Origin of the sequence: Caballeronia grimmiae, from assembly GCF_000698555.1 — a bacterium.
GTDB lineage: Bacteria > Pseudomonadota > Gammaproteobacteria > Burkholderiales > Burkholderiaceae > Caballeronia > Caballeronia grimmiae.
The window spans coordinates 78,375-105,128 of record NZ_JFHE01000001.1 but is presented as its reverse complement, the minus strand read 5'-3'; the positions used below and the strand labels follow the sequence as shown (position 1 = coordinate 105,128).

General features: G+C 64.7%; 24 protein-coding genes. 16 read left to right on the top strand and 8 right to left on the bottom strand.

The genetic code is table 11. The features are described from left to right. Positions 1-476: 476 nt before the first annotated feature. From lysS to BG57_RS00470, 5 genes are all read right to left on the bottom strand, one after another. On the bottom strand, positions 477-2,003 hold the full coding sequence (gene lysS, locus BG57_RS00495; protein WP_035959453.1) for a lysine--tRNA ligase: 1,527 nt from the start codon (positions 2,001-2,003) through the stop codon (positions 477-479). A gap of 87 nt (positions 2,004-2,090) precedes the next feature. Then, positions 2,091-3,195, bottom strand: a protein-coding gene (prfB, locus tag BG57_RS00490) for a peptide chain release factor 2 (protein ID WP_174447175.1) whose coding sequence is annotated in 2 segments (ribosomal slippage) — positions 2,091-3,122 and positions 3,124-3,195 — 1,104 coding nt in all. Because the reading frame shifts where the segments join, the coding sequence is not laid out codon by codon here. A gap of 194 nt (positions 3,196-3,389) precedes the next feature. Then, positions 3,390-4,268 (bottom strand): DUF5672 family protein, encoded by an 879-nt coding sequence (locus BG57_RS31080; RefSeq protein WP_152562470.1) that lies wholly within the window; start codon positions 4,266-4,268, stop codon positions 3,390-3,392. A gap of 156 nt (positions 4,269-4,424) precedes the next feature. Then, positions 4,425-6,125: a single-stranded-DNA-specific exonuclease RecJ gene (gene recJ, locus BG57_RS00475; protein WP_035959450.1), complete on the bottom strand. Its 1,701-nt coding sequence runs from the start codon at positions 6,123-6,125 to the stop codon at positions 4,425-4,427. 13 nt (positions 6,126-6,138) lie between these two features. Further along, positions 6,139-7,245 (bottom strand): hypothetical protein, encoded by a 1,107-nt coding sequence (locus tag BG57_RS00470; RefSeq protein WP_035959449.1) that lies wholly within the window; start codon positions 7,243-7,245, stop codon positions 6,139-6,141. A gap of 247 nt (positions 7,246-7,492) precedes the next feature. Here BG57_RS00470 and BG57_RS00465 point away from each other — a divergent pair, with 247 nt between their 5' ends. The 9 genes from BG57_RS00465 to ftsB all read left to right on the top strand — a co-directional run bounded on the left by BG57_RS00465 (position 7,493) and on the right by ftsB (position 18,414). Further along, positions 7,493-8,746, top strand: a complete 1,254-nt coding sequence (locus BG57_RS00465) for a lipoprotein-releasing ABC transporter permease subunit (protein WP_035959825.1) — start codon at positions 7,493-7,495, stop codon at positions 8,744-8,746. After that, positions 8,739-9,452, top strand: a complete 714-nt coding sequence (gene lolD / locus BG57_RS00460; protein WP_035959448.1) for a lipoprotein-releasing ABC transporter ATP-binding protein LolD — start codon at positions 8,739-8,741, stop codon at positions 9,450-9,452. Before BG57_RS00465 ends, lolD begins: the two co-directional genes overlap by 8 nt. Positions 9,453-9,476: 24 nt before the next feature. Then, positions 9,477-10,265 carry a TatD family hydrolase gene (locus tag BG57_RS00455; RefSeq protein ID WP_035959447.1) on the top strand — a complete coding sequence of 263 codons (789 nt, stop codon included), beginning with the start codon at positions 9,477-9,479 and terminating at the stop codon, positions 10,263-10,265. An 81-nt stretch (positions 10,266-10,346) separates the two neighbouring features. Continuing rightward, complete coding sequence (locus BG57_RS00450; protein WP_035959446.1) at positions 10,347-12,875, top strand: ComEC/Rec2 family competence protein; 2,529 nt, start codon at positions 10,347-10,349, stop codon at positions 12,873-12,875. Positions 12,876-12,886: 11 nt separating this feature from the next. Further along, positions 12,887-13,699: an alpha/beta fold hydrolase gene (locus BG57_RS00445; protein WP_035959445.1), complete on the top strand. Its 813-nt coding sequence runs from the start codon at positions 12,887-12,889 to the stop codon at positions 13,697-13,699. Between the two features lie 134 nt (positions 13,700-13,833). Beyond that, positions 13,834-15,531 (top strand): CTP synthase, encoded by a 1,698-nt coding sequence (locus BG57_RS00440; RefSeq protein ID WP_035959443.1) that lies wholly within the window; start codon positions 13,834-13,836, stop codon positions 15,529-15,531. Beyond that, on the top strand, positions 15,528-16,382 hold the full coding sequence (kdsA, locus tag BG57_RS00435; RefSeq protein WP_035959442.1) for a 3-deoxy-8-phosphooctulonate synthase: 855 nt from the start codon (positions 15,528-15,530) through the stop codon (positions 16,380-16,382). Before BG57_RS00440 ends, kdsA begins: the two co-directional genes overlap by 4 nt. A 183-nt stretch (positions 16,383-16,565) precedes the next feature. Continuing rightward, positions 16,566-17,849, top strand: coding sequence for a phosphopyruvate hydratase (gene eno / locus BG57_RS00430; RefSeq protein WP_035959441.1), 1,284 nt, complete (start codon positions 16,566-16,568; stop codon positions 17,847-17,849). A 106-nt stretch (positions 17,850-17,955) separates the two neighbouring features. Continuing rightward, positions 17,956-18,414 carry a cell division protein FtsB gene (ftsB, locus tag BG57_RS00425; RefSeq protein ID WP_035959440.1) on the top strand — a complete coding sequence of 153 codons (459 nt, stop codon included), beginning with the start codon at positions 17,956-17,958 and terminating at the stop codon, positions 18,412-18,414. Between the two features lie 75 nt (positions 18,415-18,489). On the opposite strand, the gene BG57_RS00420 is transcribed toward ftsB, so the two are convergent. The 3 genes from BG57_RS00420 to BG57_RS00410 all read right to left on the bottom strand — a co-directional run bounded on the left by BG57_RS00420 (position 18,490) and on the right by BG57_RS00410 (position 20,523). Continuing rightward, complete coding sequence (locus tag BG57_RS00420; protein ID WP_035959439.1) at positions 18,490-18,837, bottom strand: hypothetical protein; 348 nt, start codon at positions 18,835-18,837, stop codon at positions 18,490-18,492. A 150-nt stretch (positions 18,838-18,987) separates the two neighbouring features. After that, a complete protein-coding gene (gene hslO / locus BG57_RS00415) occupies positions 18,988-19,938 on the bottom strand; it encodes an Hsp33 family molecular chaperone HslO (protein WP_035959437.1) in 951 nt (316 codons plus the stop codon). Positions 19,939-19,998: 60 nt separating this feature from the next. Further along, positions 19,999-20,523, bottom strand: a complete 525-nt coding sequence (locus BG57_RS00410) for a gamma carbonic anhydrase family protein (RefSeq protein WP_035959436.1) — start codon at positions 20,521-20,523, stop codon at positions 19,999-20,001. A gap of 187 nt (positions 20,524-20,710) precedes the next feature. On the opposite strand from BG57_RS00410, the gene BG57_RS00405 reads away from it, so the two are divergent. The 7 genes from BG57_RS00405 to BG57_RS00375 all read left to right on the top strand — a co-directional run bounded on the left by BG57_RS00405 (position 20,711) and on the right by BG57_RS00375 (position 26,714). Continuing rightward, positions 20,711-21,541 carry a ferritin-like domain-containing protein gene (locus BG57_RS00405; protein ID WP_035959435.1) on the top strand — a complete coding sequence of 277 codons (831 nt, stop codon included), beginning with the start codon at positions 20,711-20,713 and terminating at the stop codon, positions 21,539-21,541. 70 nt (positions 21,542-21,611) lie between these two features. Then, a complete protein-coding gene (locus tag BG57_RS00400; protein ID WP_035959434.1) occupies positions 21,612-22,496 on the top strand; it encodes an alpha/beta fold hydrolase in 885 nt (294 codons plus the stop codon). Between the two features lie 64 nt (positions 22,497-22,560). Beyond that, entirely contained in the window at positions 22,561-23,406 is an 846-nt protein-coding gene (locus BG57_RS00395; RefSeq protein WP_174447173.1) for a 3',5'-nucleoside bisphosphate phosphatase, read from the top strand. A 133-nt stretch (positions 23,407-23,539) separates the two neighbouring features. Next, entirely contained in the window at positions 23,540-24,169 is a 630-nt protein-coding gene (locus BG57_RS00390) for an L-threonylcarbamoyladenylate synthase (protein WP_035959433.1), read from the top strand. An 85-nt stretch (positions 24,170-24,254) separates the two neighbouring features. Further along, entirely contained in the window at positions 24,255-24,920 is a 666-nt protein-coding gene (locus BG57_RS00385; RefSeq protein ID WP_035959432.1) for a site-2 protease family protein, read from the top strand. Between the two features lie 4 nt (positions 24,921-24,924). Then, entirely contained in the window at positions 24,925-26,127 is a 1,203-nt protein-coding gene (locus tag BG57_RS00380) for a tryptophan--tRNA ligase (protein ID WP_035959430.1), read from the top strand. Then, a complete protein-coding gene (locus tag BG57_RS00375) occupies positions 26,127-26,714 on the top strand; it encodes a class I SAM-dependent methyltransferase (RefSeq protein ID WP_035959429.1) in 588 nt (195 codons plus the stop codon). The genes BG57_RS00380 and BG57_RS00375 overlap by 1 nt, the downstream gene beginning before the upstream one ends. Positions 26,715-26,754 lie beyond the last annotated feature (40 nt).

Here is a 26,754-nt window from a genome sequence, read left to right as displayed (position 1 = left end):
AGAGCTTTGCTGGTTTTGACCACTGTTTTTCTTACTCTGAAGCACATCCGATGCCAGGCGTCGGTGCGGGAAAAAGGCGGGGCGGTGTGCGACGACGATTTCGGAGCTTGGGGTCCGGTTGCAAAGCGAGCGGAAAGGGTGTTCCGCTTGCTCAATCGACGACGCGCGGTTTTTTGGTTTTCGGTCTGACGCGGTGGACGCTGTTGCCCTTGCGGGCACTGCCATTCGCAGGTCGCGTGCGGGGTGCATCTTTTCGCCGCCACGATGCTCAACGGTTTTGTGCATGTGGCTAAGTCTGTAATTACATCGTTGCAAGTTGGAACGGGCGCGAAATCGCGTGCAAGGCGACCGAGCCTGCCGCGACGCGAAATTCATTCTCAACGCCCCGCACGGCATCGCTTGAAAAACCTCCAGATGGCAAAAAAAAGCGCGCCCCCAAGGACGCGCTTTCACCATCAACCGACCAAGCTTCCCGCTCAGTCTTCCCGCCGCAAATGCGGGAATAGAATGACATCGCGAATGCTCGGGCTGTCGGTCAGCAGCATCACCAGCCGGTCGATGCCGATCCCGCATCCGCCTGTCGGCGGCATGCCGTATTCGAGCGCGCGAATGTAGTCGGCGTCGAAATACATCGCTTCTTCGTCGCCGGCGTCTTTCTGGTCGACCTGCTTCTGGAAGCGCGCGGCCTGATCTTCCGGATCGTTCAGTTCCGAGAAACCGTTCGCAATCTCGCGCCCCGTGATGAACAGCTCGAAGCGCTCCGTGATGCCCGGCACGCTGTCCGACTCACGCGCCAGCGGCGACACCTCGATCGGGTAATCGACGATGTACGTCGGCTCCCACAATTGCGATTCCGCCGTCTCTTCGAAGAGCGCCAGTTGCAGCGCGCCGATGCCGGCATTGAGAAACGCGGGCTGCGCCGTATCCACACCGAACTTCTTCAGTTCGGCGCGCACGAACACGCCGTCGTTCAACTGCTCGTCGGTGTATTGCGGCGCGTACTTCTGGATCGCCTGATTGATAGTCAGGCGATGGAACGGCTTGCTGAAATCGAGTTCGCGGCCCTGATACGTGATGGTCGCAGTGCCGAGCGCATCGATCGCGGCCTGGCGGATCAGTTGCTCGGTGAAGTCCATCAGCCAGCGATAGTCCGTGAACGCCGCGTAGAACTCCATCATCGTGAATTCCGGATTGTGACGCGGCGATACGCCTTCGTTCCGGAAATTACGATTGATCTCGAACACGCGCTCGAAGCCGCCGACGATCAGCCGCTTCAGATACAACTCCGGCGCGATGCGCAGGAACATCTGCATGTCGAGCGCGTTGTGATGCGTGACGAAGGGCTTCGCCGCCGCGCCGCCCGGAATCGGGTGCAGCATCGGCGTTTCGACTTCCATGAAGTTCGCCTGCGCCATGAAATTGCGGATCGACGTGACCGCTTTCGTGCGCGCCATGAACGTCTTGCGCGATTCCGGCGTGACGATCAGATCGACGTAACGCTGGCGATAGCGCATTTCCTGATCGGCGAGGCCGTGGAACTTGTCAGGCAGCGGGCGCAGCGCCTTCGACAGCAGCCGCAGTTCCGTGCAGCGCACCGACAGCTCGCCCTTGTTCGTGCGAAACAACACGCCGCGCGCCGCGATGATGTCGCCCAGGTCCCACTTCTTGAACGCTTCGTACACGTCCGCGCCGACATCGGCGGGCGTCACGAAGAACTGAATCTGGCCGCTGCCGTCCTGAACCGTCGCGAAGCTGGCCTTGCCCATCACGCGCTTCAGCATCATGCGGCCGGCGAGCGCGACGGGCAGGGGATTCGCTTCGAGCGCTTCCTTGTCGGTGCCGGCGTACTCGCTTTGCAGCGCGGCCGCCTGATGCGTCGGGCGGAAGTCGTTCGGATAAGCGATGCCTTGCTCGCGCAGCGCGCGCAGCTTGTCGCGGCGCTCGGCGATGATCTGGTTGTCTTCCAGTTCGGGAGCGGCGCTCGTCTGGGTCGGTTCGGTCATGATGATTCTTGGCTTTTAAAGCGAGGCGGATGCGCGGTGAGTCGAAACGAAAACGCGGATACCGAAGCTGATACCCGCGCTGGCCGTTTAGACGCCCTGTTTCAGGCTTGCGCTGATGAAGTCGTCGAGGTCGCCGTCGAGCACGGCGCGCGTGTTGCTCATTTCCACGCTGGTGCGCAGGTCCTTCACGCGGCTCTGGTCGAGCACGTAGGAGCGGATCTGATGGCCCCAGCCCACGTCGGTCTTGCTCGATTCGAGCTTGTCCTGTTCGGCCTGGCGCTTGCGCATCTCGAATTCGTACAGACGCGCCTTCAGCATCTGCATGGCTTCCGCGCGGTTGCGGTGCTGCGAGCGGTCGTTCTGGCACTGCACGACGATGCCCGTCGGCGCGTGCGTGAGACGCACGGCGGAGTCCGTCTTGTTGATGTGCTGGCCGCCCGCGCCGGATGCGCGATACGTGTCCGTGCGGATATCGGCGGGATTGATTTCGATCTCGATCGAATCGTCGATTTCCGGATACACGAACACCGACGAAAACGACGTATGCCGGCCGCCCGACGAATCGAACGGCGACTTGCGCACGAGGCGGTGAATGCCGGTTTCGGTGCGCAGATAGCCGTACGCGTATTCGCCTTCGACCTTGATTGTCGCGCTCTTGATGCCGGCGACATCGCCTTCGGATTCTTCGAGCACTTCGGTCTTGAAGCCCTTGCGCTCGCAGTAGCGCAGGTACTGGCGCAGCAGCATGGACGCCCAGTCGCACGCCTCGGTGCCGCCCGCGCCAGCCTGAATGTCGATGAAGCAGTTGTTCGGATCGGCCGGGTTCGAGAACATCCGGCGGAACTCCATGTCTTCGACGCGCGCCTTGAGCGCTTCCGCGTCGGCTTCGCAGGCGACGAGCGTGTCTTCGTCGCTCTCGTCGCGCGCCATGTCGAAGAGATCCTGCGCGTCGCGAAGATCGTTGCCGAGCGCGGTGAGCGTCGTCACCACGCCGTCGAGCAGCTTCTTCTCACGGCCGAGCGCCTGGGCGTTCTTCGAATCGTTCCAGACGTTGGGGTCTTCGAGTTCCTTGTTGACTTCGATCAGACGCGCGGACTTGGCGTCGTAGTCAAAGATACCCCCGTAGCTCGTCCGCGCGGCGGCGCAGGTCGGCCAGGAGGCTTTCGATCGCGTTGAGACGTTCTGCTTCCATTGTCGATCTTCGGCTTCGTAAAAAGGTGCAATTATAGCCGATTGACACCGTTATTCGCGTCGGCCAGCCCGCGTCCGCACCGGTTGCGCCGCCACGGAAAAAGGGTGAGAAGCGCTTTTTCAGCGTGGCGGCGGACGCTGCGCTATCTCACCGCCGTCCCGTTGCGCGACATCAGTGGGCGAGCGCGTCAGGCGCTAATCGCGATTCGACACGGCCTGGCGCTCGATGTACAGCGCTTCGGCCCGTGCCACCTGCTCGGCAGCGTCGGCCGCCGCGGTGCCATTGTTCGCAAGAACATGCTCGATGATTGCCGTACTGAACACTTTTCGGATCCGGTCGTAGATCTGGTTAGCCGCGGAGGTGCGGCCCCCTGCGGAGCAACGAGCCCAGAAGCCAATGAACTCGCTCGTGGAGACCGTGCGCTCATGCGCGTGTTCGGTCACGAACAAGATGTCGTCTTCCGGAAGCCGATGCATGTTGAACAGCCCGTGGAAGCCGAAGGTCGGGCCGGGTGTCGGGGCGATCTCGACGGAAAAACGGTCGGCCACGTCCTCAGGTGCGAAGCGGATGCCATAGTTCGTCTCCAGGGCGGGGCGAAATGCGCGACAGATCAGTTCATCTTCGCCGGTCGTCGCGTCGGGCGTAAATCCGCTGTCGCTCGACAACGCATTCAGAAGCCGTTTCGAGCGGAGCGAGAAGCCGCCGTTTCCGACGGCCATGCCGTCGGAGTAAGAGGGCCAGCGCGCGCCGATATAGTCGTAAGCCAGGAATTCGTCTGTCCAGGCGGACGGAGCGACTACATAACCGTCCCACTGAACGAGCAGCACCCAGGGCGTTGTGATGTACTGGCCGAGTTCTTTGAGAATGAACTGACTGTATTCCTGCTTGCTGCGAATAGGGGCAATGAGAGCGACTCGCGCATCGCACTCGATGTGCTGGTCTGTCAGCAAAAGTGTTTCGCCAAAGAGGCAGTGTCTTCGGGAATTCTGCAGCGCTCTTATTGCGAGGACTGGATTGATGCAATCAACGGCGCACAGCGTGACCTGACTTAAATCGACTTTCTCGTTACTCATGATCCGCGACTGTTTTTGTTTTGTACTTCTAATAAACATGAGCCGACGGATGCATAACGCAGTCGCCTCACACCTTCAAAAAGCCCGAAACGCGGGTTCGGGTCGCGGCATTATATCGGCTGGCAGACGCCCCCCACGGCTTGCCGCCACGCCAAATTATGTCGCATGCTCCACGACCAACTGCACGCGCGCCACGCCGTTCCACGAATCGCTGACGAGCCGGTACGCGACGGTCGCACGCGGCGGCAACGGATCGACATGATTGAACCAGATCGCGTTGAAGCGCTGCCGTCCGCGCGTGAGTGACAGCTTCAGATGCTTTTCCTTGACGAGCGCCTGTGACGCGACATCGAACTCTCCCGAGAAAGTCGGCGCCGGGAATCCCTGACCCCAGACGGCGGCGTCGAGCATTTCGACGAATTGCGGCGTGAAGTACGCGTCTTCCAATTCGCCATCCGTCTCGATCGTCCGCGCGAGCGCTTCGGCCGTCAGCCATTCGCGCCCGACCGCTTCGAACGCGTCCGTGAAGCGCGCGATATCGGTGGTGGCGAGCGTGAGGCCCGCCGCCATCGCGTGGCCGCCGAACTTGTGGATGAGGCCGGGCTCGCGCTTGCTGATCAGATCGACGGCATCGCGCAGATGGAAGCCCGGAATGGAGCGGCCGGAGCCTTTGGACAGCGTGCCGGCGTCGTCGGCGTGCGCGAACGTGAACGACGGCCGGTGAAAGCGCTCCTTCAGCCGTCCCGCGACGATGCCGATCACGCCCTGATGCCAGCCCGGATCGAAGAGGGTGAGCGTCGCACGCTCGCCCGGCTCGAAACTTTGCAGTTCCGCGAGTGCCTGCTGCTGCATGCCGGCTTCGATTTCGCGCCGCTCGCGGTTCATCGAATCGAGTTGCTGCGCGAGCTCCCATGCACGGCCGATGTCGTCGGTCGTCAAGCATTCGATGCCGAGGGACATGTCCGACAGCCGGCCCGCCGCGTTCAGCCGCGGCCCCAGCGCAAAGCCCAGATCGAAGCCCGATGCGGCGCGCGCATCGCGGGCTGCCGCGCGGAAAAGCGCCGCGATGCCCGGCTGCATGCGGCCCGCGCGAATCCGCTTGAGGCCCTGCGCGACGAGGATGCGGTTATTCGCATCGAGCTTCACGACGTCCGCGACCGTGCCCAGCGCGACGAGATCGAGCAGGCCGTCCAGACGCGGTTCGGGCGCATTCTCGTAGGCGCCGCGCCGGCGCAGTTCGGCCCTCAGCGCGAGCAGCACGTAAAACATCACGCCCACGCCCGCAATGCATTTGCTCGGAAATCCGCAGCCCGGCTGATTCGGATTGACGATCGCGCGAGCGGCGGGCAATTCGTCGCCGGGAAGGTGATGATCGGTCACGAGCACGTCGATGCCGAGCGCGTTCGCCGCCGCGACGCCTTCCACGCTGGCGATGCCGTTATCGACGGTAATCAGCAGATCGGGCGGGGCGAGCGGCGAGCGCCCGGCGAGTTCGACGATCTCGGGCGTCAGTCCGTAGCCGTATTCGAAGCGGTTCGGCACCAGATAGTCGACGGTCGCGCCGAACATCCGCAAGCCGCGCACAGCCACGGCGCAGGCGGTCGCGCCGTCGCAGTCGTAATCGGCGACGACGAGCATGCGCTTGCCCGCGGCGAGCGCATCGGCGAGCACGACGGCGGCATCGTCGCAACCCTTCAGGCCGACGGGCGCGTGGAGGCGCTTGAACTCTGTCTCGACCTCATCCGGCGACGTCACGCCGCGCGCCGCGTAGAGCCGCGCGATCACGGGATGCAGGCCGTGGCGCATCAGCGCTTCGGCGTCGGCGGGGGAGGAAGCGCGCGTGATGATTCGCGTCATTCAGCTAGGGCCTTCATTCGATGAAAAGCGCCGCAATCGGCCTGCGACGCCAGAATTTGCGCAAGTCCGAACGCGTGATGGAAAGCGTCACCGAGCCGGTATCGCCGCAAAGCGTGATGCCGAGCCGCTTCAGCGAACCGTTCGACAGCGCGTCGAGCGCGGGTGCGAACCAGTCCTTCTCGAGCGCCTGAAGCGACGCATTCCAGCGCGCCCAATCCTGTTCGATGAACGGCGCGGAAAACGGATCGAGTTCGACGAGCGTCGCGCCTTCCGCGTTCGTATGCCTGGCTTTTGCCAGCGCAGCGAAGCTCTCCGGCGGCGTGTGCGGTTCGATGCCCGCTGCGCTCGCAAGCCCGCGCGTCGCGGCGGCATCCGACAACACGCGCGCGAACGGACTCTGGACGGGACGCATCGCGCCTTGCGCGTGCAGCCAGATCGAATTGATCGCGGGCAATCCATGCGATTCACGCTCCACGTTCAGCGGATGCTCGAACCACGCCATCTGCACTTCGTTCTGCAGCTTCATCCACGCGCGCGAGCGTTCGCCCGTGCGGGCTTCGTGCGGCAGCCATATTTCGATGTTGCGTCCGGTCGCGCGCAACGGCGATGCACTCGCAAGCGCGCCGAGCGCCTCGCCCGACACGTACCAGCGCAGCGGCGTCGGCGCTTGCAAAGCGATGCCCAGCTCTTCGATAACGGGCCGCGCCGTCTGAAGCAACGCGCGCGCTTCTTCGGTGCGCACGCCGAGCGTGGCGGGATCGATCAGGACGAGATGATCGTGCGCGATCCGGACATGAACCGGCTCGATGCAGGCCCACAGCGCATCGCCGGGCGTGCCGCCATCGGCGAGGAGCATGAACGGGGCGAGCGGGGCGTCGTCGGCGTGGCGCTGGCCGGCGCTCGGCGTGACCACGCCGAAGCGTTGCGCGATCCAGCGTTCGTGCGGCAGCGTGCGCTGAAAGTCTTCTCCGATCACGCGTTCTTCGAGCGTGGCGCGGGCGAGCAGCTTGTCGAGCGCCGCGCTCTCCAGTCCGTGCAACGCGGTGGCGGCGTCCGCCGCCGAGGGCAGCGCGAACGGCAGCAGAAGGTGAAGGTCGGGAACGGGCATGATGGTCGGCATTGTAGGGCATGCGCCGATGTCCCGCGCATCGGTGGAAGCGTCTGATGACCGGTCGAAATGCCCGCCGACAGGCCGTTTCGCACACCGCTGAATGGCCGACGCCAGCGCCCGCTTGTTACGGCGCTCGCGCCACCTATGGCAAACTTTCGCAAATTTCGCGGCGCAGACCTCGCGTCGCATCGACGCGGGCCAGCCGGGCAAAGCGGGACGCAAGACCAACGCAGCAACAGCAGACACAAGGATTCGCTTGAAACTTCCGTACGAATGGCAGATTGGCTGGCGCTACACGCGCGCCAGCAAACGCACCACAGGCAACGGCTTCATCTCCTTCATCGCACTGGTGTCGATGGCGGGCATCGCGCTCGGCGTCGCCGCGCTGATCGTCGTGTTGTCGGTCATGAACGGCTTCCAGAAAGAAGTGCGCGACCGCATGCTCTCGGTGCTCGCCCACGTCGAGATCTTTTCGCCGACCGGTTCGATGCCCAACTGGCAACTCACCGCGCAGGAAGCGCGCCGCAATCCCGAAGTGACCGGCGCTGCGCCCTATGTCGAAGCGCAGGCGCTTCTGACGCGCCAGGGCGCGGTGAGCGGCGTCGCGCTGCGAGGCGTGGAGCCGTCGCTGGAGCCGCAAGTGTCGGACATCGGCAAGGAGATGCGCGCGGGCAAGCTCGCGGATCTCGTGCCGGGCGGATTCGGCATCGTACTCGGCCGCGATCTGGCGACGAACCTCGGCGTGATGACCGGCGACAAGATCACGCTCGTCGCGCCCGAAGGTACCATCACGCCCGCCGGCATGATGCCGCGGCTCAAGCAGTTCACGGTCGTCGGCATCTTCGAGTCGGGGCACTATGAATACGATTCGACGCTCGCGCTGATCGCCATCCGCGATGCCCAGGCGCTCTTTCGCCTGCCCGCGCCGACCGGCGTGCGCCTGCGCCTGAAGGACATGCAGCGCGCGCCCGAAGTCGCGCGGCAACTGTCGCATACGCTGTCCGGCGATCTGTATATCCGCGACTGGACGCAGCAAAACAAGACATGGTTCTCCGCCGTGCAGATCGAGAAGCGCATGATGTTCATCATCCTGACGCTGATCATCGCGGTGGCGGCGTTCAATCTCGTTTCGTCGCTCGTGATGACCGTCACCGACAAGCAGGCCGATATCGCGATCCTGCGCACGCTCGGCGCACAGCCGGGTTCCATCATGAAAATATTCGTCGTGCAGGGCGTGACGATCGGCTTCATCGGCACGGCGCTCGGCGTATCGCTCGGCTGTCTGATCGCGTGGAGCATTCCGTGGCTCGTGCCGATGATCGAGCATTTGATCGGCGTGCAGTTCCTGCCGCCTTCGGTCTATTTCATCAGCGAACTGCCGTCCGAACTCGTGCCGGCCGATGTCGCGAAGATCGGCGTGATCGCGTTCCTGTTGTCGTCGCTGGCCACGCTCTATCCGAGCTGGCGCGGTGCGAAGGTGCGTCCGGCGGAGGCGCTGCGTTATGAGTGACATGATTCCAGACAACAATATCGTGCTGCGCGCGTCGGCGATTTCGAAGACCTTCGTGCAGGGCGGCTTCAACGTGCAGGTGCTCGACAACGCGCAACTCGATGTGCGGCGCGGCGAGAAACTCGCGATCGTCGGCGCGTCCGGCTCGGGCAAAAGCACGCTGCTGCATGTGCTCGGCGGGCTCGACGAACCGAGCGCGGGCAAGGTGTCCCTGCTCGGCAAGCCGTTCACCGAACTCAAGGAAAAGGAACGCAACGACCTGCGCAATCGCGCGCTCGGCTTCGTCTATCAGTTCCATCATTTGCTGCCGGAATTCACCGCGCTGGATAACGTCGCGATGCCGCTGCGCATCCGCCGCATGCCCGAGGAGGCCGCGCGCCAGGAAGCGATGGGGATGCTCGAGCGCGTGGGCATCGGGCATCGCGCGAAGCATCGGCCGGGCGAGCTGTCGGGCGGCGAGCGGCAGCGGGTGGCCATTGCGCGTGCGCTCGTCACGCGTCCGGCGTGCGTGCTCGCCGACGAACCGACCGGCAATCTCGATGGCGGCACGGCCGATACCGTCTTCAACCTGATGCTCGAGCTGTCGCAGACGCTGGAGACGAGCTTCGTGATCGTCACGCACGATGCCGACCTTGCCGCGCGTTGCGACCGCATCATGCGGCTGCGCGACGGCGTGTTGCACGAAGAGCCGTCCGTGCCGGTCTGAACGGCGGAAATCGCGGAGAGCGCCATGTGGATCGATACGCACTGCCATCTCGATGCCTCGGAGTTCGACGCGGACCGCGACGACGTCGCGCGCGCGGCGCTCGATGCCAGCGTGAAGCGGATCGTGATTCCGGGCGTCGAACGCGCTAACTTCGACACGGTGCGCAAGCTCGCGCATCGCATCGCGGGCGGGGCGTATGCGCTCGGCATTCATCCGCTGTTCACGCCGCGCGCCACCGACGACGATCTGCGCGTGCTGCGCGAGCAGATTGAGGCGAGCCTGGACGATCCGCTGTTCGTCGGCATTGGCGAGATCGGGCTGGATTATTTCGTCCCGACGCTCGACGATGCCCGCCAGCAGTTCTTCTACGACGCGCAACTGAAACTGGCGCGCGAGTTCGGATTGCCGGTGATCTGCCACGTGCGCAAGTCTCAGGACAAGGTGCTGAAGGGCTTGCGCGTCAATCAAATTCACTGCGGCATTGCACACGCATTCAACGGCAGCTTTCAGCAGGCCGATGCGTTCATCGCGCAAGGCATGCGGCTTGGCTTCGGCGGCAATCTGACGTTCGAGCGTGCGCGCCAGATTCGCCGGCTCGCCGCCGAACTTCCGCTCGACGCGATCGTGCTGGAAACCGATGCGCCCGATATCGCGCCGGCATGGCGCTACAAGGGCCGCAATACGCCGGATCAGGTCGCGGGCATCGCGAAGGTGCTGGCGGAGTTGCGCGGCATCGACGAACACGCGCTTTCCCTAGGCACAACGGCTAACGCGCACGCGGCGCTGCCCCGGCTGGCGCTCGCTTCTTCATAATCGTTCGCAGGTTCATTTGATTCGGATGACTGATGTTGTCCGGATGGAATGCGTTCGCGTCGACGACGGAAGAGGAAGCGTGTGCGTGCGATGTTGCTGGGTTTTGCGTTGGGCGTCTGGTGGCTGCAGCAGCAGGCGCAATTGCCGGGCTTGATGATCTGTTCCGTTGCTTTCTGCATCGCGCTGGGCGTGGGTTGGATCGCGCGGCGACGGTTCGGGATCGGCGTGTTCGTGCTCGCGGCGGCCGTCGCGGGCTTCGCGTATGCGGCTGTGCGCGCCGAGATTCGTTTGCGGCCGCATCTGCCGGTCGAGTACGAACAGCGCGATATCGAACTGACCGGCTTCGTGCGCGGCTTGCCGGAGCCGCAGGCGCAAGGCACGCGGTTTCTGTTCGAAGTCGAAGCGAACGGTGCGAAGCTGCGCGACTTCCCGAGGATCGTGAGGCTGCTTTGGGTTCCGGTGGCGCCGCTTGCCGCTCCTGCGCTGCATGCCGGTCAGCGATGGACGCTGAGTGCGCGGCTCAAACGCCCGCATGCGAACGCGAACTTCTCGCTGCGCGATGGCGAGGTCGGCTTGCTCGAGCGCGGCATTCGGGCGACGGGAACGGTATCGCTGGCGCGCGCGCCTCGTCGCCTCGAACGCGATGCGATCGGCCCACGACTCGCCATCGACCGATGGCGCGACCAGATCCGCCATCGCATCGAGATGGTGCTCGGCGATGCGCCGCATCGCGGCATCATCGTCGCGCTTGCGGTGGGCGCGCAGGAATCCGTCAGCGATGACGACTGGGCCATCATGCGTGCAACCGGCACGAGTCACCTCGTGGCGATCTCGGGGCTGCATATCGGCTTCGTCGCGGGACTGGCGGCACTGGCTTGCGGCTTCGTCTGGAGGCGCATCACGGTGCGTGGCGTGGGCGGGCCGCTCATGATTGCGACGCCGAAAGTCGCGGCGCTCGGCGCGGCGTCTTTCGCGGCGATATATGCCGCGCTCGCCGGGTTCAACGTGCCGGCGCAGCGCACGTTGTGGATGCTGACGGTATTCGCCGTCGCCTTCGTGTTTGGACGAAGGCCGGCATCGTCGCTCGTGCTCGCGTGGGCGCTCGCGATCGTGCTGCTTGCCGATCCGTGGGCGGTCACATCGCCGGGATTCTGGCTGTCGTTTTGCGCGGTGGCTGCAATCCTGCACGCGATTGCGTCGGCTGGACGCCGCGCCAAGAAAGCGCCAGCCGATAACGACGACTGGTTAGCCGGGATGGAAGCGCGCGATCCGGTTCTGCCGGACGAACTTGCCGCCGCGAGCAATGAAGACACGAAGGCGGCTGCATCGAGTTCGACGAGTCTCGCGCGCCGAATGACAGCGGCATCGCGCCGTGCCGCTTGGAAGCTGCGCGCGCACATCGAATCGAGCGCCCGCGTTCAATATGCGGTGACGCTCGCACTTGCGCCGCTGACCGCATACTGGTTCTCACAGATCCCGCTCACCGGGCCGCTCGCCAACGCCTTCGCGATTCCGTGGATCAGCTTCGTCGTCACGCCCGCGACGCTCGCCGGTCTCGTGCTGCCCGCGCCCGTCGATGCCCCCGCATTCCACATCGCGCATGCCGCGCTTTCCGTTCTCTGCGACGCCCTGACGCGTCTCGCCGATGCGGGCGCGGCATGCTCCCTCTGGCGCCTGCCGCAGCCGCAACCGTTCGCTCTCGCGGCCGCGCTGGCGGGCGCCGCGTGGGCGCTCGCCCCACGCGGGTGGCCGTTGCGCTTCGCCGCGCCGCTGACCTGGCTGCCGCTTGTCGCTCCTGCGCCGCACCCGATCCCGCATGACGCGTTTCGCATCACGGCGCTGGATATCAGACAAGGTTCGGCGCTCGTCGTCGAGACGGCGAAACACGCGCTGCTGTTCGACGCCGGTCCCGGCCCCGAATCGACGCATGCGGGCGAGCGTATCGTCGCGCCGTATCTGCTCGCCACCGGCACGCGTGCGCTCGATGCGCTCGTCATCAGCCATTCGGATTCCGATCACGCCGGCGGCGCGCCCGCCGTGCTGCAAACGGTCGGCGTGCGTCAACTGCTGGCATCGCTTCCGGCCGGCGACGCGTTGTGGTCGAACGCCCGCAAGCGCGGCAGCGACACGCTGCGATGCGCGGCGGGACAGCACTGGACATGGGACGGCGTCGATTTCCGCATCCTATGGCCGGGCCCCGGCCCGCTGACGGGCAAGCCGAACCATCAAGCGTGCGTGCTGAAGGTCACGAACGCAGCGGGGCGCAGCGCGCTCCTCACCGCCGACATCGAGGCCGACGTTGAGCGCACGCTCATCGCCCGCGACCGGTCCGCGTTGCGCGCCGATGTCCTGATCGTCCCGCATCACGGCAGCCGCACGTCGTCGACCGAGCCTTTCCTCGATTCCGTCGAGCCGCTCGCCGCGGTATTTCAGGTAGGCTATCGCAACCGTTTTCATCATCCGAACCCGACGGTGTATGCGCGCTACCGGATGCGCGGCATCGCGCTGTCGCGCAGCGACGAAGACGGCGCGGCGCGCATCGACGCCGGGCCGGACATCGTGCTCGAACGCTTCCGGCAAACGCATGCGCGCTACTGGATGGACCACTGACAAGGAAGCGCTTGAAGGACATCATCCATTTCTCGCACGCGAACGGCTTTCCGGCGTCGACGTATCGCACGGTATTCGCCGAACTCGCCGACGATTACGAGATTCGCAGCATCGAACGATACGGCCACGATCCGCGCTTTCCGGTCACGCGTGACTGGCCGAATCTCGTCGATGAACTCATCGACGACATGAGCCGCCATCGGGATGACGCGGGCGGCGCGCATCCGAAAGTGTGGCTGGTCGGGCATTCGCTCGGCGGCTATCTGTCGCTGATGGCGGCATTGAGGCGGCCGCAGTGGGTGAAGGGCGTGGTCATGCTGGATTCGCCGGTCATCGCGGGCTGGCGCAGCGGTCTCTTGCGCGTCATGCAACGCACGGGGCTCGATGAACGCCTGTCTCCCGCCGCCGCGACGCGCAAACGCCGCACGCGCTGGGCGAGCCGCGACGAGGCCTGGCGCCATTTCCGCGCGAAACCCGCGTTCGCGCGCTGGGACGAGCGGATGCTGTCGGATTACATCGAGTTCGGCATCCCGGCGTACGCCGACGGCACCCGCACGCTTGCCTTCGACCGGCACATCGAATATCTGATCTATCGCACGTTGCCGCATACGCTCGGCGCGCGGCTCGCACACGGCGCGCCGGTGCCGGTCGGGTTCATCGCGGGCACGCAATCGACGGAAGTGCGGCAGGTCGGACTCGCGATGACGCGGCGCATCGCGGGCGCGCACTTCGAGTGGATGGAAGGCAGCCATCTCTTTCCGATGGAACGACCCATCGAGACGGCGCGCGCGGTACGGCGGCTCCTCACCGCAATGGTGCGATAGAGGCGTCGCAAGAACGAAACGACCGCGATAAATGGCGTCAAAAGCAGGGCGCGCAAGGCGGATTTCGGCGGCGCGCGCGTTGGGTCGCGCGCGGCCTTTACGGTATAATCCGTTTTTCCCGCGAGCATCTAGCGATGACCAAATATGTATTCGTCACCGGCGGCGTAGTTTCTTCCCTCGGCAAGGGTATTGCCGCCGCCTCCCTCGCCGCGATCCTCGAATCGCGCGGTCTGAAAGTCACTCTCCTCAAGCTCGATCCCTACATCAACGTCGACCCCGGCACGATGTCCCCGTTTCAACACGGTGAGGTATTCGTCACGGAAGACGGCGCGGAGACCGACCTCGACCTCGGCCATTACGAGCGCTTCATCAGCACGAAGATGCGCAAGGCCAATAACTTCACCACGGGCCAGATCTACGAATCGGTGATCCGTAAGGAACGCCGCGGCGAGTATCTCGGCAAGACGGTGCAGGTCATCCCGCACATCACCAATGAGATTCAGGCGTTCGTCGAGCGCGGCGCGGCTGCGGCCACGTGCGGTCAGCCGGATGTCGCGATCGTCGAAATCGGCGGCACGGTGGGCGATATCGAATCGCTGCCGTTCCTCGAAGCCGCGCGTCAGATGAGCCTGCGCATGGGCCGCAACAGCGCGTGCTTCGTGCACCTGACGCTCGTGCCGTTCATCGCCACGGCGGGGGAGCTCAAGACCAAGCCGACGCAGCACAGCGTGCAAAAGCTGCGTGAAATCGGTATCTATCCGAACGTGCTGCTGTGCCGCGCGGATCGCCCGATTCCGGACGACGAGCGCCAGAAGATTTCGCTGTTCTCGAACGTGCAGGAAGACGCGGTCATTTCCGTGTGGGACGCGGACAGCATCTACAAGATTCCGAAGATGCTCAACGACCAGCATCTCGACGACATCGTCTGCGAAGAACTGAAGCTCTCGCCGCCGCCGGCCGATCTGAAGATGTGGTCGGACCTCGTCGAGAAGCTCGAGAACCCGAAGAACGAAGTGACCATCGGCATGGTCGGCAAGTATGTCGAACTGACCGAGTCGTACAAGTCGCTGATCGAGGCGCTGCGCCACGCGGCCATACATACGTCGACGAAGGTCAACATCGAATATCTGGATTCCGAGCAGATCGAAGCCGAAGGCACGGGCGCGCTGGAACACCTCGACGCCGTGCTGGTGCCGGGCGGGTTCGGCCGTCGCGGCACGGAAGGCAAGATCAAGGCCATCCGCTATGCGCGCGAATCGAAGACGCCGTATCTCGGCATCTGCCTCGGCATGCAGCTCGCGGTCATCGAGTTCGCCCGCGACGTCGCCGGCCTCGCCGATGCGAACAGCACCGAGTTTGATTCCAACACCACGAACCCGGTCGTCGCGCTCATCACCGAGTGGTACGACCGTGCGGGCCGCGTCGAAAAGCGCAGCGAAGAATCGGACCTGGGCGGCACCATGCGCCTCGGTTCCCAGAAGTGCCCGATCAAGCCCGGCACGATGGCCGAGCGCATCTACGGCACGGACGTGAACGAGCGTCATCGTCACCGTTATGAAGTGAATAACCGTTTCGTGCCGCAACTCGAAGCGGGCGGGCTTATCATCAGCGCGCGCACGCCGAGCGAAGATCTGCCAGAAATGATGGAGTTGCCGCACTCGCTGCATCCGTGGTTCGTCGGCGTTCAGTTTCACCCGGAGTTCACCTCGACGCCTCGGGATGGACATCCGCTCTTCAAGGCGTTCGTCGAAGCGGCGCGCACGCACGCGCTCGCAGCGGGCGGCGCAGAGGGTGGCGCGCGCGTCGCCGCAACGGCAGGAGCGCAGGCATGAAGCTGTGTCATTTCGAAGCGGGGCTCGACCAGCCGTTCTTTCTGATCGCAGGCACGTGCGTCGTCGAATCGGAGCAAATGACGATCGACGTCGCGGGCCGGCTGAAGGAAATCACCGGCAAGCTCGGCATTCCGTTCATCTACAAGTCGTCCTTCGACAAGGCGAACCGCAGTTCGGGCAAGTCGTATCGCGGTCCCGGCATGGATGAAGGCTTGCGTATCCTCGGCGAAGTGAAGAAGCAGCTCGGCGTGCCCGTTCTCACGGACGTCCACACCGAAGACGAGATCGAAGCGGTGGCATCGGTGGTGGACGTGCTGCAAACGCCCGCGTTCCTGTGCCGCCAGACCGACTTCATTCACGCGTGCGCGCGTTCGGGCAAGCCGGTCAACATCAAGAAGGGCCAGTTTCTCGCGCCGCACGACATGAAAAACGTGATCGACAAGGCGCGCGACGCGGCACGCGAAGCAGGTCTCTCCGACGATCGCTTCATGGCGTGCGAGCGCGGCGTGTCGTTCGGTTATAACAACCTCGTGTCCGACATGCGCTCGCTCGCGATCATGCGCGAAACCAATGCGCCCGTCGTGTTCGACGCGACGCATTCCGTGCAGTTGCCGGGCGGGCAGGGCACGAGTTCCGGCGGCCAGCGCGAGTTCGTGCCGGTGCTGGCGCGTGCGGCGGTGGCCACGGGCGTCGCGGGGCTCTTCATGGAGACGCATCCGGACCCCGCGTGCGCGAAGTCGGACGGTCCTAACGCGGTGCCGCTGCATCGCATGGAAGCGTTGCTCGAGACGCTCGTCGCGCTCGATCGCGCAGTCAAGAGCGCCCCGTTTCTGGAAAACGACTTCAACTGATACGCGGTTGAGCACAGTCGAGCGGGCGCCTCGCGGTCGGCGTCCGCTTCACAAGCACAAGAAATGGTCGCGTGAAAGCAGGCGCGAACCACGCAGCCGTCAGAAGGTCTGAGCGAAGCCAGTGCAGCAACGAGTCATCGCTTCATCGTGACCGACAGAATTCATCGTCAATTTGAGGAAACCATGAGTGCTATCGTAGATATCATCGGCCGCGAGATTCTCGATTCGCGAGGCAACCCCACCGTCGAATGCGACGTACTGCTCGAATCGGGCACGATGGGCCGCGCCGCGGTGCCGTCGGGGGCGTCCACGGGATCGCGCGAAGCCATCGAACTGCGCGACGACGAAGCCGGCCGCTATGGCGGCAAAGGCGTGCTGAAGGCGGTTGAACACATCAATACCGAGATCTCCGAAGCCATCATGGGCCTCGACGCCTCGGAGCAGGCTTTCCTCGACAAGACCCTGCTCGAGCTGGACGGCACCGAGAACAAATCGCGCCTCGGCGCGAACGCGCTGCTGGCCGTGTCGATGGCGGTCGCGAAGGCCGCTGCGGAAGAAGCGGGCCTGCCGCTGTATCGCTACTTCGGCGGCTCGGGCGCGATGCAACTGCCGGTGCCGATGATGAACATCGTCAACGGCGGCGCGCACGCGAACAACAGCCTGGACATCCAGGAATTCATGATCGTGCCGGTGAGCCAGCCGACCTTCCGCGAAGCGCTGCGTTGCGGCGCGGAAGTGTTCCATGCGCTCAAGAAGATTCTGTCGGATCGCGGCATGAGCACGGCGGTCGGTGACGAAGGCGGCTTCGCACCGAACTTCGGCAGCAACGACGAGTGCCTGTCCACCATCCTTCAGGCGATCGAGAAAGCGGGCTATCGCGCGGGTGAAGACGTGCTGCTCGCGCTCGACTGCGCGGCGAGCGAGTTCTATCACGACGGCAAGTACCAGCTCGCGGGCGAAGGCCTGCAGCTTTCGTCGGGCGAATTCAGCGACTATCTCGCGACGCTCGCCGACAAGTTCCCGATCGTTTCCATCGAAGACGGCATGCACGAAAGCGACTGGAACGGCTGGAAGACGCTGACCGATCGCCTCGGCAAGAAGGTGCAGCTCGTCGGCGACGATCTCTTCGTCACGAACACGCGCATCCTGAAGGAAGGCATCGAGAAGGGCATCGCGAATTCGATCCTGATCAAGATCAACCAGATCGGCACGCTGACGGAGACGTTCGCGGCGATCGAAATGGCGAAGCGCGCGGGCTATACGGCGGTCATTTCGCACCGCTCGGGCGAGACGGAAGATTCGACGATTGCCGATATCGCCGTCGGCCTGAACGCCGGTCAGATCAAGACGGGCTCGCTGTCGCGCAGCGACCGCATCTCGAAGTACAACCAGTTGCTGCGTATCGAGGAAGATCTCGGCGATATCGCAAGCTACCCCGGCAAGTCGGCGTTCTACAACTTGCGCTAAAGCTTTCGCCGCTTTAGTCGATAAGGACGTTAGCTTTATTCTCTGTCCGCCGCGCCGGCTTCGGTGTCACTGAAGCCGTCCGGCGGCGCTTATTTCGGCTACTCGAATGCGGCTTGTAACTGTCGTTCTGGTCTTGTTGCTGGTGCTGATCCAATACCCGCTCTGGTGGGGGCACGGCGGCTGGCTGCGCGTGCATGAATTGCAGCAGCAACTCGCGCAGCAGACCGACAAGAACACGAACCTGAAACTGCGCAACGAGCGCGTGCAGGGCGAAGTGCAGGACCTGCAAAGCGGCACCGCCGCCGTCGAAGAACGCGCCCGCTATGAAATGGGCATGGTGAAGGACAGCGAGGTGTTCGTGCAGTTCGTGTCGCCCAATTCGACGGCGCCGGTCAACTCGGCGAATGCGCCGGCGGTGAATGGCTCGACGCGCGGGCAGGTATCGGCGGCGCCGCTGCGGGTGGTGCCGAACCCGGTATCGCGTTCGAAACAGGAATTGCGCGACCTCGATCGCAAGGCGCGCAAGGAAAAAGACGCGAAGAAAAAGCAGGGCGCGGCAGAGTAATATCGCGGACGGAAAAGACAAATGGCGCAGTCATCGACTGCGCCATTTCTTTTTGTTCGGCAGAAAGCGGGTTGATTACCACCGGGTCCCGAAGCCGACGCCGGTCCCCCAATAAGGACCGCCCCAGCCGCCACTCGAATATCCGCCGTACACGTTGATCGGCGTCGTCGCGTAGCCGGACATCATCTTCGCACTGTTGCCGAATGTCGCCGATTGCTGCGATTCGGCCAGCGCCTGCTTGTCGATGGCGTTATAGCGCTCCATCTCCTGCTCGGGCGTGACAATCTGCTGCACCGGAGCCGACGTGCTGGGCAGGCGGCTATAGATCGGCGAGGGGCCGGGCGGGTCCATCGCGCAGCCGGCGACGAGCGATACCGCGGCCACGCCGGACGATAGTTTCAACAGGAACGGGACGTTTCTCATTTTCGACCTCCAGCCGGTCGGACAACTAAACAAAGGTCCATCATAGCGTGCGGCGGCTCGCATGAGCCACGCGCACCGTTTCCCCCGCTCAGGCGATCCGACGCCCGCCCGGCACACTCGATGGCACGCCGGACAAGGCTCCGACGGCGCTCAATGGCGCTGGTCGGCCGCGGGGCTCACGCCCTGTGAGAGCTCTTTTGCGACAAAAAGTTGCGCAACGTCGACCGGGTCGAACTCGTAACGCTGATTGCAGAACTCGCAATGCACTTCGACGGCCCCGCGTTCGTCGATCACGCTGTCCACTTCCTCGCGACCGAGCATCTTCAGCATGCCGCCGACCTTCTCGCGCGAGCACGTGCACTGGAAGCGCGCGGACGCGGGCTCGAAGTGCTGCACGTTCTCTTGCCAGAAGAGACGACGGAACACCGTCTCCGGTTCTTCCTTCAGCAATTCCTCGGTCGAGAGCGTGCTGCCGAGATGGCAGACGCGCTGCCACGTATCGGCGTCATGCTCGCCCGGATGCGGAACGATGCCGCCATCGCCCGGCAGCTTTTGCAGCAGCACGCCGACGGCGCGGTCGGTATCGGCGGCGAGCCACATGCGTGTATCGAGCTGCTCCGAGTGATGCATGTAGTGTTCCAGCACCTCGGCCATCGACGCGAGCGGCCCATGCTCGCCCGACAGTGGCACGATGCCTTGGTACGGTTGCTGGCCAGGCTTCTTGTCGGAGGGATCGAGTGTGATGACGCAGCGGCCATGTCCGTGGCGGTTGAGCAGGTCGGCGAGCGACATGTCGTTCTGCAGTTCGCTTTCCGCGCCCTCGGCGAGCTTGGCCGTCGCGCGCAGCGACAAGTTCGAGTTGCACTGCACGACCAGCATCTTCACGGGGCCGTCGCCATAGATTTGCATGACGAGCGTGCCGTCGAACTTGAGGTTCGCGGACAAGAGGGCGCACGCGGCCATCATTTCGCCCAGCACGTTGCGCACGGCCGGCGGATACGCGCGGCGCGCGAGCACTTCCTGCCACGTGTTGCGCAGCGAGACGATTTCGCCGCGCACGGGCGCCGCGTTGAACATGAATTTCTGCAACTGGTCGTTCACAACTCTTCCTTGGGTGTTGAGGCGGAACGTGCGGCGCTGCGTATCGCGCAGCGCCGCCGTTCAGCCGATGCGCACGAGCTGCGCTTTATAGTATTCACGCCGGTCGGCATAACTTGCCGTCGCGGCGCGCATGCGGGCGATGTCCGCTTCGCCGATCTCGCGCACCGCCTTGGCGGGCGCGCCGAGTATCAGCGTGTTGTCGGGAAACACCTTGCCTTCGGTAACGATCGCGCCCGCGCCAACCAGACAATTGCGGCCGATTACCGCGCCATTCAAGACCACGGCCTGAATTCCGACCAGCGTACCTTCGCCGATGGTGCAGCCATGGAGCATCGCCTGGTGGCCGACGGTCACGTCGTTCGCGATGGTCAGCGGAAAGCCCGGGTCCGCGTGCAGCACCGCGCCTTCCTGCACATTGCTGCCGCGTCCGACCACGATCGGCTCGTTGTCGCCGCGCAGCGCCGCGCCTGGCCAGACGCTTGCGTTCTCTTCGAGCGTCACCTGGCCGATGATGGTCGCGGTATCGGCGAGAAACACGCTTTCATGGATGGTGGGGGCGTCGTCGCCGAGTTTGTAAATTGCCACGGTGTCTCCTCAGGTCTTCGTCTGGTCGTCGATGGGGATCGCAGCCGCGCGGCGCTAAAATGCGCGCCTCGCGTAGCGCGAATCGCTGTACACCTCGTGCGCCTTGTGCCTGCGCCGGGGTTAACATTTTAGCCGTTTGCGGCATTCCGCCGCCGAGCGTGCCTTTCCGCTTTTGTTCAGACGTGCCATGCCGAATTCTCCGTCCTCTCCCGAATGCGCCCGCCGCAGCGCCTTGGCGATTCTGTGCGAACGCGATCCCGCCACGAAGGCCGAGCAGGCGCGGGCGCTATACGAAGCGGCCCGCGTGGGCGCGTTGCGGATCGATCCGGCGCTCGCGCTGTCCGACCCCGGCGACTTGCCCGGCCGCCCGGCGCGGCCCGAGCTCGTGGAGCCGTCGTCGCTCAAGCGGCGGGGCATGCAGTCGGAAGCGGGGCGCGCGGTGTTGCTGCATGCGCTCGCGCACATCGAGTTCAACGCGATCAACCTCGCGCTCGACGCCGTCTGGCGCTTCCCGTCGATGCCGGGCGATTTTTATCTCGACTGGTTGAAAGTCGCGGCGGAAGAGGCGCATCACTTTTCGCTGCTGAGCGCGCGGCTGTCGGAATTCGGTCACGCATACGGCGACTTCCCCGCGCACGACGGCCTGTGGGACATGGCGCAGCGCACGCGCGCCGACGTGCTCGCGCGCATGGCGCTCGTGCCGCGCACGCTCGAAGCGCGCGGACTGGACGCCTCGCCGCCGATTCGCAAGCGGCTCGCGCAGGCGGGCGATCACGCATCCGCTGCGATCCTGGACGTGATTCTGCGCGACGAGATCGGCCACGTGCTGATCGGCAATCGCTGGTTCCGGCATCTGTGCGACGAGGCTTCGCTGGACCCGCACACGACGTACGAGCGCCTGGCCGAGCAGTATCACGCGCCGAAGCTGCGCGGCCCGTTCAACTTCGAAGCGCGCCGCGACGCCGGCTTCGACGAGGCCGAGCTTCGCGCGCTGGCGGGTCTCGACGATTCCGCCTGACACCACGGCGGAAGCTGCGCGGTCGCCGTTATACTCGAACGATCATCCTTTTCTGATCGAAGGCGGGACCATGAAAGAATCGCGCTCCGAGTTCGTCGACGCGCGCGGCGTGCGGCTGCACGTGCGCCGCTGGGGTTCGCCCGGCGCGCCCATGCTCTTCATGCTGCACGGCTGGATGGACGTGGCCGCATCGTTTCAGTTCGTCGTCGACGCGCTGGCTGGCGACTGGCAGGTGCTCGCCCCCGACGCACGGGGCTTCGGCCTGTCGGACTGGCCAGTGGCTCAACGGGGCGGCGGGCATTACTACTTTCCGGACTATTTCGCCGATCTTGACGTGCTGCTCGACCACTACGCGCCCGCCGCCGAGGTCAATCTCGTCGGTCACAGCATGGGCGCGAACGTGTCGCTCCACTATGCCGGGATCAGGCCGGAGCGGGTGCGGCGCGTCGTCGATCTGGAGGGCTTCGGACTCGCGGCGGCGCGTCCCTCGCAGGCGCCGGGGGCCATCGCGCGATGGCTCGACGAGTTGCGCGTACCGTCCGAACTGCGCAGCTACGCAACGCTCGATGACGTCGCGGATCGCCTGATCAAGACGAATCCGCGTCTTGCGCGTTCGCGGGCGCGCTTTCTCGCCGATCACTGGTCGCGCCGCGAAGCCGACGGCGCTTACCACCTGCTCGCGGACCCGGCACATAAGCTGCGCAGCCCTACGCTGTACCGGCTCGACGAAGTGATGGCCGTCTGGTCGCGCGTGCAGGCGAAAGTGCTGCACGTCGAGGCCGAGGCGTCGCCGACGCTCGCGCGCTTCGCCGGGGACATGCCCATCGCCGAATTCAAGACGCGCTTCGCCGCCTTCCGCGACTGGCGCGAGGAAGTCGTGAGCGGCGCGGGGCACATGATTCATCACGACCAGCCCGGGCGCGTCGCGGAATTAATCGAGTCGTTCTGCGCGTGAACCGTCGTGAGCGGCTGCGGGCGCCGCGAGCGGCGATCCGCGCCCTTAACGTAAAATCACGTCCATGAATCCCACCGCCATCAACGCCGATCTGCACTGCCATTCCACCGTTTCCGACGGCCGGCTCGCGCCCGCCGACGTGGCCGCACGCGCGCATGCGGGCGGCGTCGCCATCTGGTCGCTGACCGATCACGACCAGCTGGGCGGCCAGCGCGAAGCCCGCGCGGCGGCGGAGGCGCTCGGCATGCGCTATCTCGCGGGCGTGGAGATTTCGGTGACGTGGGCGGGGCGCACGGTGCATGTCGTCGGCATGAACGTCGATCCGGAAAACGAGGAGCTGGCGAACGGTCTCGCAGCGACGCGCAATGGCCGTGCGGCGCGCGGCGTGGCGATCGGCGAGGCGCTCGCGGCGGTGGGCATTCCGAATGCCTACGAGGGTGCGCTGCGCTACACGGACGACCCCGACATGATCTCGCGCACGCACTTCGCGCGTTTTCTGGTGGACGAAGGCTACGCGCAGAGCACGTCCGATGTGTTCGCGCGCTATCTCGGCGACGGCAAGCCCGGCTTCGTCGGGCATCGCTGGGCGAAGCTCGCGGACGCAATGACGTGGATCCGCCAAGCGGGCGGCGAGCCGATCATCGCGCATCCCGGCCGCTACGATTACACGCCGGTTGAGTTCGCCGCGCTGTTCGACGAGTTCATCGGGCTCGGCGGCAACGCGATCGAAGTCGTGACCGGAAGCCATACGCCGGACCAGTATCGCGAGTACGCGGACGTCGCGCGCCGTTATGGCTTCGAAGCGTCGCGCGGCTCGGACTTTCATGCGCCGGGAGAAGGGCGCATCGATCTGGGGCAGCTTCCGCCGCTGCCGCAAGACCTCACGCCTGTCTGGCACCGCTGGGTCTGAAGCTCCGGTTGCAAATCACTGGCGCGCATGCGCCTTGCGTCGCATCATGCCTGACTAGCCCGCGTCCGCGTCGCAGAATTCTCGCGCGCGAGCGCGTCGAACCGCGAACACGATCGGAACAAGAGGCGTCGCCATGTCCCAATTCTTTCGTATTCATCCGGACAATCCGCAGCCGCGGCTCATCAATCAGGCGGTGCAGATCATTCGCGACGGCGGCATCGTCGCGCTGCCGACCGATTCGAGCTATGCGCTCGCCTGCCATCTCGACGACAAGGACGCCGTCGAGCGGCTGCGGCGCATCCGCGGCATCGACGACAAGCAGTTGCTCTCGCTGCTCGTGCGCGATCTGTCCGAGCTATCGAACTTCGCAATGGTCGACAACCGGCAGTACCGGCTCATCAAGTCGGTGACGCCGGGGCCTTACGTCTTCGTGCTTCAGGCGACGAAGGAAGTGCCGCGCAGGCTGTCGCATCCGTCGCGCAAGACGATCGGGCTGCGCGTGCCGGATCACGCGATCACGCTGGCGCTGCTCGAAGCGCTCGGCGAACCGCTGCTCGCGTCGACGCTGATCCTGCCGCCCGACACCGAGCCGCTCAACGACGCCGAGGCAATTCGCGAGCGACTCGAAAAGCAAATCGAACTCGTGGTCGATTCGGGCGCGTGTCCCGCCGAGCCGTCGACGGTGATCGATCTTTCCAGCGGCCAGCCGGTGCTCGTGCGCGCCGGACGGGGAAGCCTCGAGCCGTTCGGACTGGCGGCATAGGCCGCTCGGCCAACGCGCGATTCGTCGTGCCAAGGGGCGTCGCGCGCGCCTGTAGACGGCCTCCCGCTTGATACAATAACGCCCCATGGATCCTTCTCTGATACAAACCATCGCGGTCTACGCGCTCCCGGTGATCTTCGCGATCACGCTGCACGAGGCCGCGCATGGCTATGCCGCGCGTCTGCTCGGCGACAACACGGCCTACGTGCTCGGCCGCGTTTCCATGAACCCGATGCGCCATATCGACCCCATCGGGACCATCGTCATTCCCATCGTCCTGTACTTCGTCACGAACGGCAGTTTCATGTTCGGCTATGCGAAGCCCGTGCCGGTCGCGTTCGGCAACCTGCGCAATCCGCGCTGGGGCAGCCTGTGGGTCGCCGCGGCCGGCCCCGGCAGCAACTTCGTGCAGGCGCTCGTCTGGGGCGTGACGGCGGTGCTGCTCGCGGCTTTCAATGTCGACGAAGCGTTTCTCACGCGCATGGCCGCCGCGGGCGTCGGCGTGAATCTCGTGCTCGGCGTGCTGAACCTGTTCCCGCTGCCTCCGCTCGATGGCGGGCGCGTGCTGATGGCGCTGCTGCCGGCGCGGGCATCGATTGCGTTTTCGAAGCTCGAACCTTACGGTTTCTTCATCGTGATGGCGCTCGTCGTGACGGGCGTGCTCACGCGCTTCTGGCTGAGCCCGCTCGTGAGCGTCGGTTATGCGGCGGTAACGGCCATTCTGAATCCCTTCGCTTCACTATTCCCATAAGATCATGTTCCCTGACCGTATCTTTTCCGGCATGCGGCCCACCGGGTCGCTGCACCTCGGCCACTATCACGGCGTGCTGAAAAACTGGGTGCGGCTGCAGTCCGAATACCCGTGCTTCTTCGCGGTCGTCGACTGGCACGCGCTCACGACGCACTACGAGACGCCCGAGGTCATCGAGAAAAACGTCTGGGAAGTGCTGATCGACTGGCTGGCATCCGGCATCGACCCGGCGCAGGCGACGCTCTTCATCCAGAGCCGCGTGCCCGAGCATGCGGAACTGTCGCTGCTGCTCGGCATGGGCACGCCGCTTGGCTGGCTCGAACGTGTGCCGACCTACAAGGAGCAGATCGAGAAGCTGAAGGAAAAGGATCTGTCGACGTACGGCTTCCTCGGCTATCCGGTGCTGATGGCGGCGGACATTCTGCTGTATCGCGCGTCGCTGGTGCCGGTCGGTGAGGATCAGGTGCCGCACGTCGAAATGACGCGCGAGATCGCGCGCCGCTTCAACTACCTCTACGGCAAGGAAGCGGATTTCGAGGAAAAGGCGCTCGATGCCGCGAAGAAGCTCGGCGGCAAGCGCGCGAAGCTCTATCACGAGCTGCGCGTCGCGTATCAGCAGGAAGGCGATGCCGAAGCGCTCGAACAAGCCCGCGCGATGCTGCAGGAATCGCAGAGCCTGTCGATGAGCGACCGCGAGCGTCTGTTCGGCTATCTCGAAGGCGCGCGCAAGATCATCCTGGTTGAACCGCAGGTGCTGCTGACCGAAGCGTCGCGCATGCCGGGTCTCGATGGCCAGAAGATGTCGAAGTCGTATGGCAACACCATCGGCTTGCGCGAGGATGCCGAGACCATCACGAAGAAGGTCCGCACGATGCCGACCGACCCGGCGCGCGTGCGCCGCACCGATCCGGGCGATCCCGACAAGTGCCCGGTGTGGCAACTGCATCAGGTCTACACGGACGAAGCCACGCACGAGTGGGTGCAAAAGGGTTGCCGCACAGCGGGCATCGGTTGCCTCGACTGCAAGCAGCCGGTGATCGAAGGCATCCTGCGGGAACAGCAGCCGATGCTCGAGCGCGCGCAGAAGTACATGGACGATCCGTCGCTGCTGCGCGCGATCGTCGCCGATGGCTGCGACAAGGCGCGCAAGTTCGCCGTCGAAACCATGCGCGACGTGCGCGAGGCAATGGGCCTCTCGTACAACTGATGGAAGCGGGCATTCCGAGCACATGGGTCACGCGCTGGGCGCGTCTGGTCGCGGCCGGCGCGCCAGTGCTCGATGTCGCATCGGGCGGCGGGCGTCATGCGCGCTGGTTGGCGGCGCGCGGCCATGCGGTGCTCGCCGTCGATCGCGATGCTGACGCGCTCGCGTCTTTGTCCGGATGCGAGGGCGTCGAGACACTGGTTGCGGACATCGAAGGCGGGCCGTGGCCGTTGCCCGCCGACCGCCGATTTGCCGCGGTGATCGTGACGAACTATCTGCATCGGCCGCTGTTTGCGCGCCTGATCGACAGCCTCGCGCCCGGCGGCGTCCTGATCTACGAGACGTTTGCCGCAGGCAACGAATGTATCGGCAAGCCGTCCAATCCCGCGTTCCTGCTGGAAGCCGGCGAACTGCTGGAAGCGGTGCGCGGCCGGCTTCGCGTGATCGCCTTTGAAGACGGTTTTGTCGAGACGCCGCGTGCTGCCTACGTGCAGCGAATCTGCGCGGTAAGTGAAGTCGACGCAACCGGTAACCGGCTCACGATTGGTAACACACCCCCGGGTCCGCCGCGTTACGATTTGGCGGGCTAATCCGCTACAATCGCGTAATATCGCTTTTCGCGATTAAATT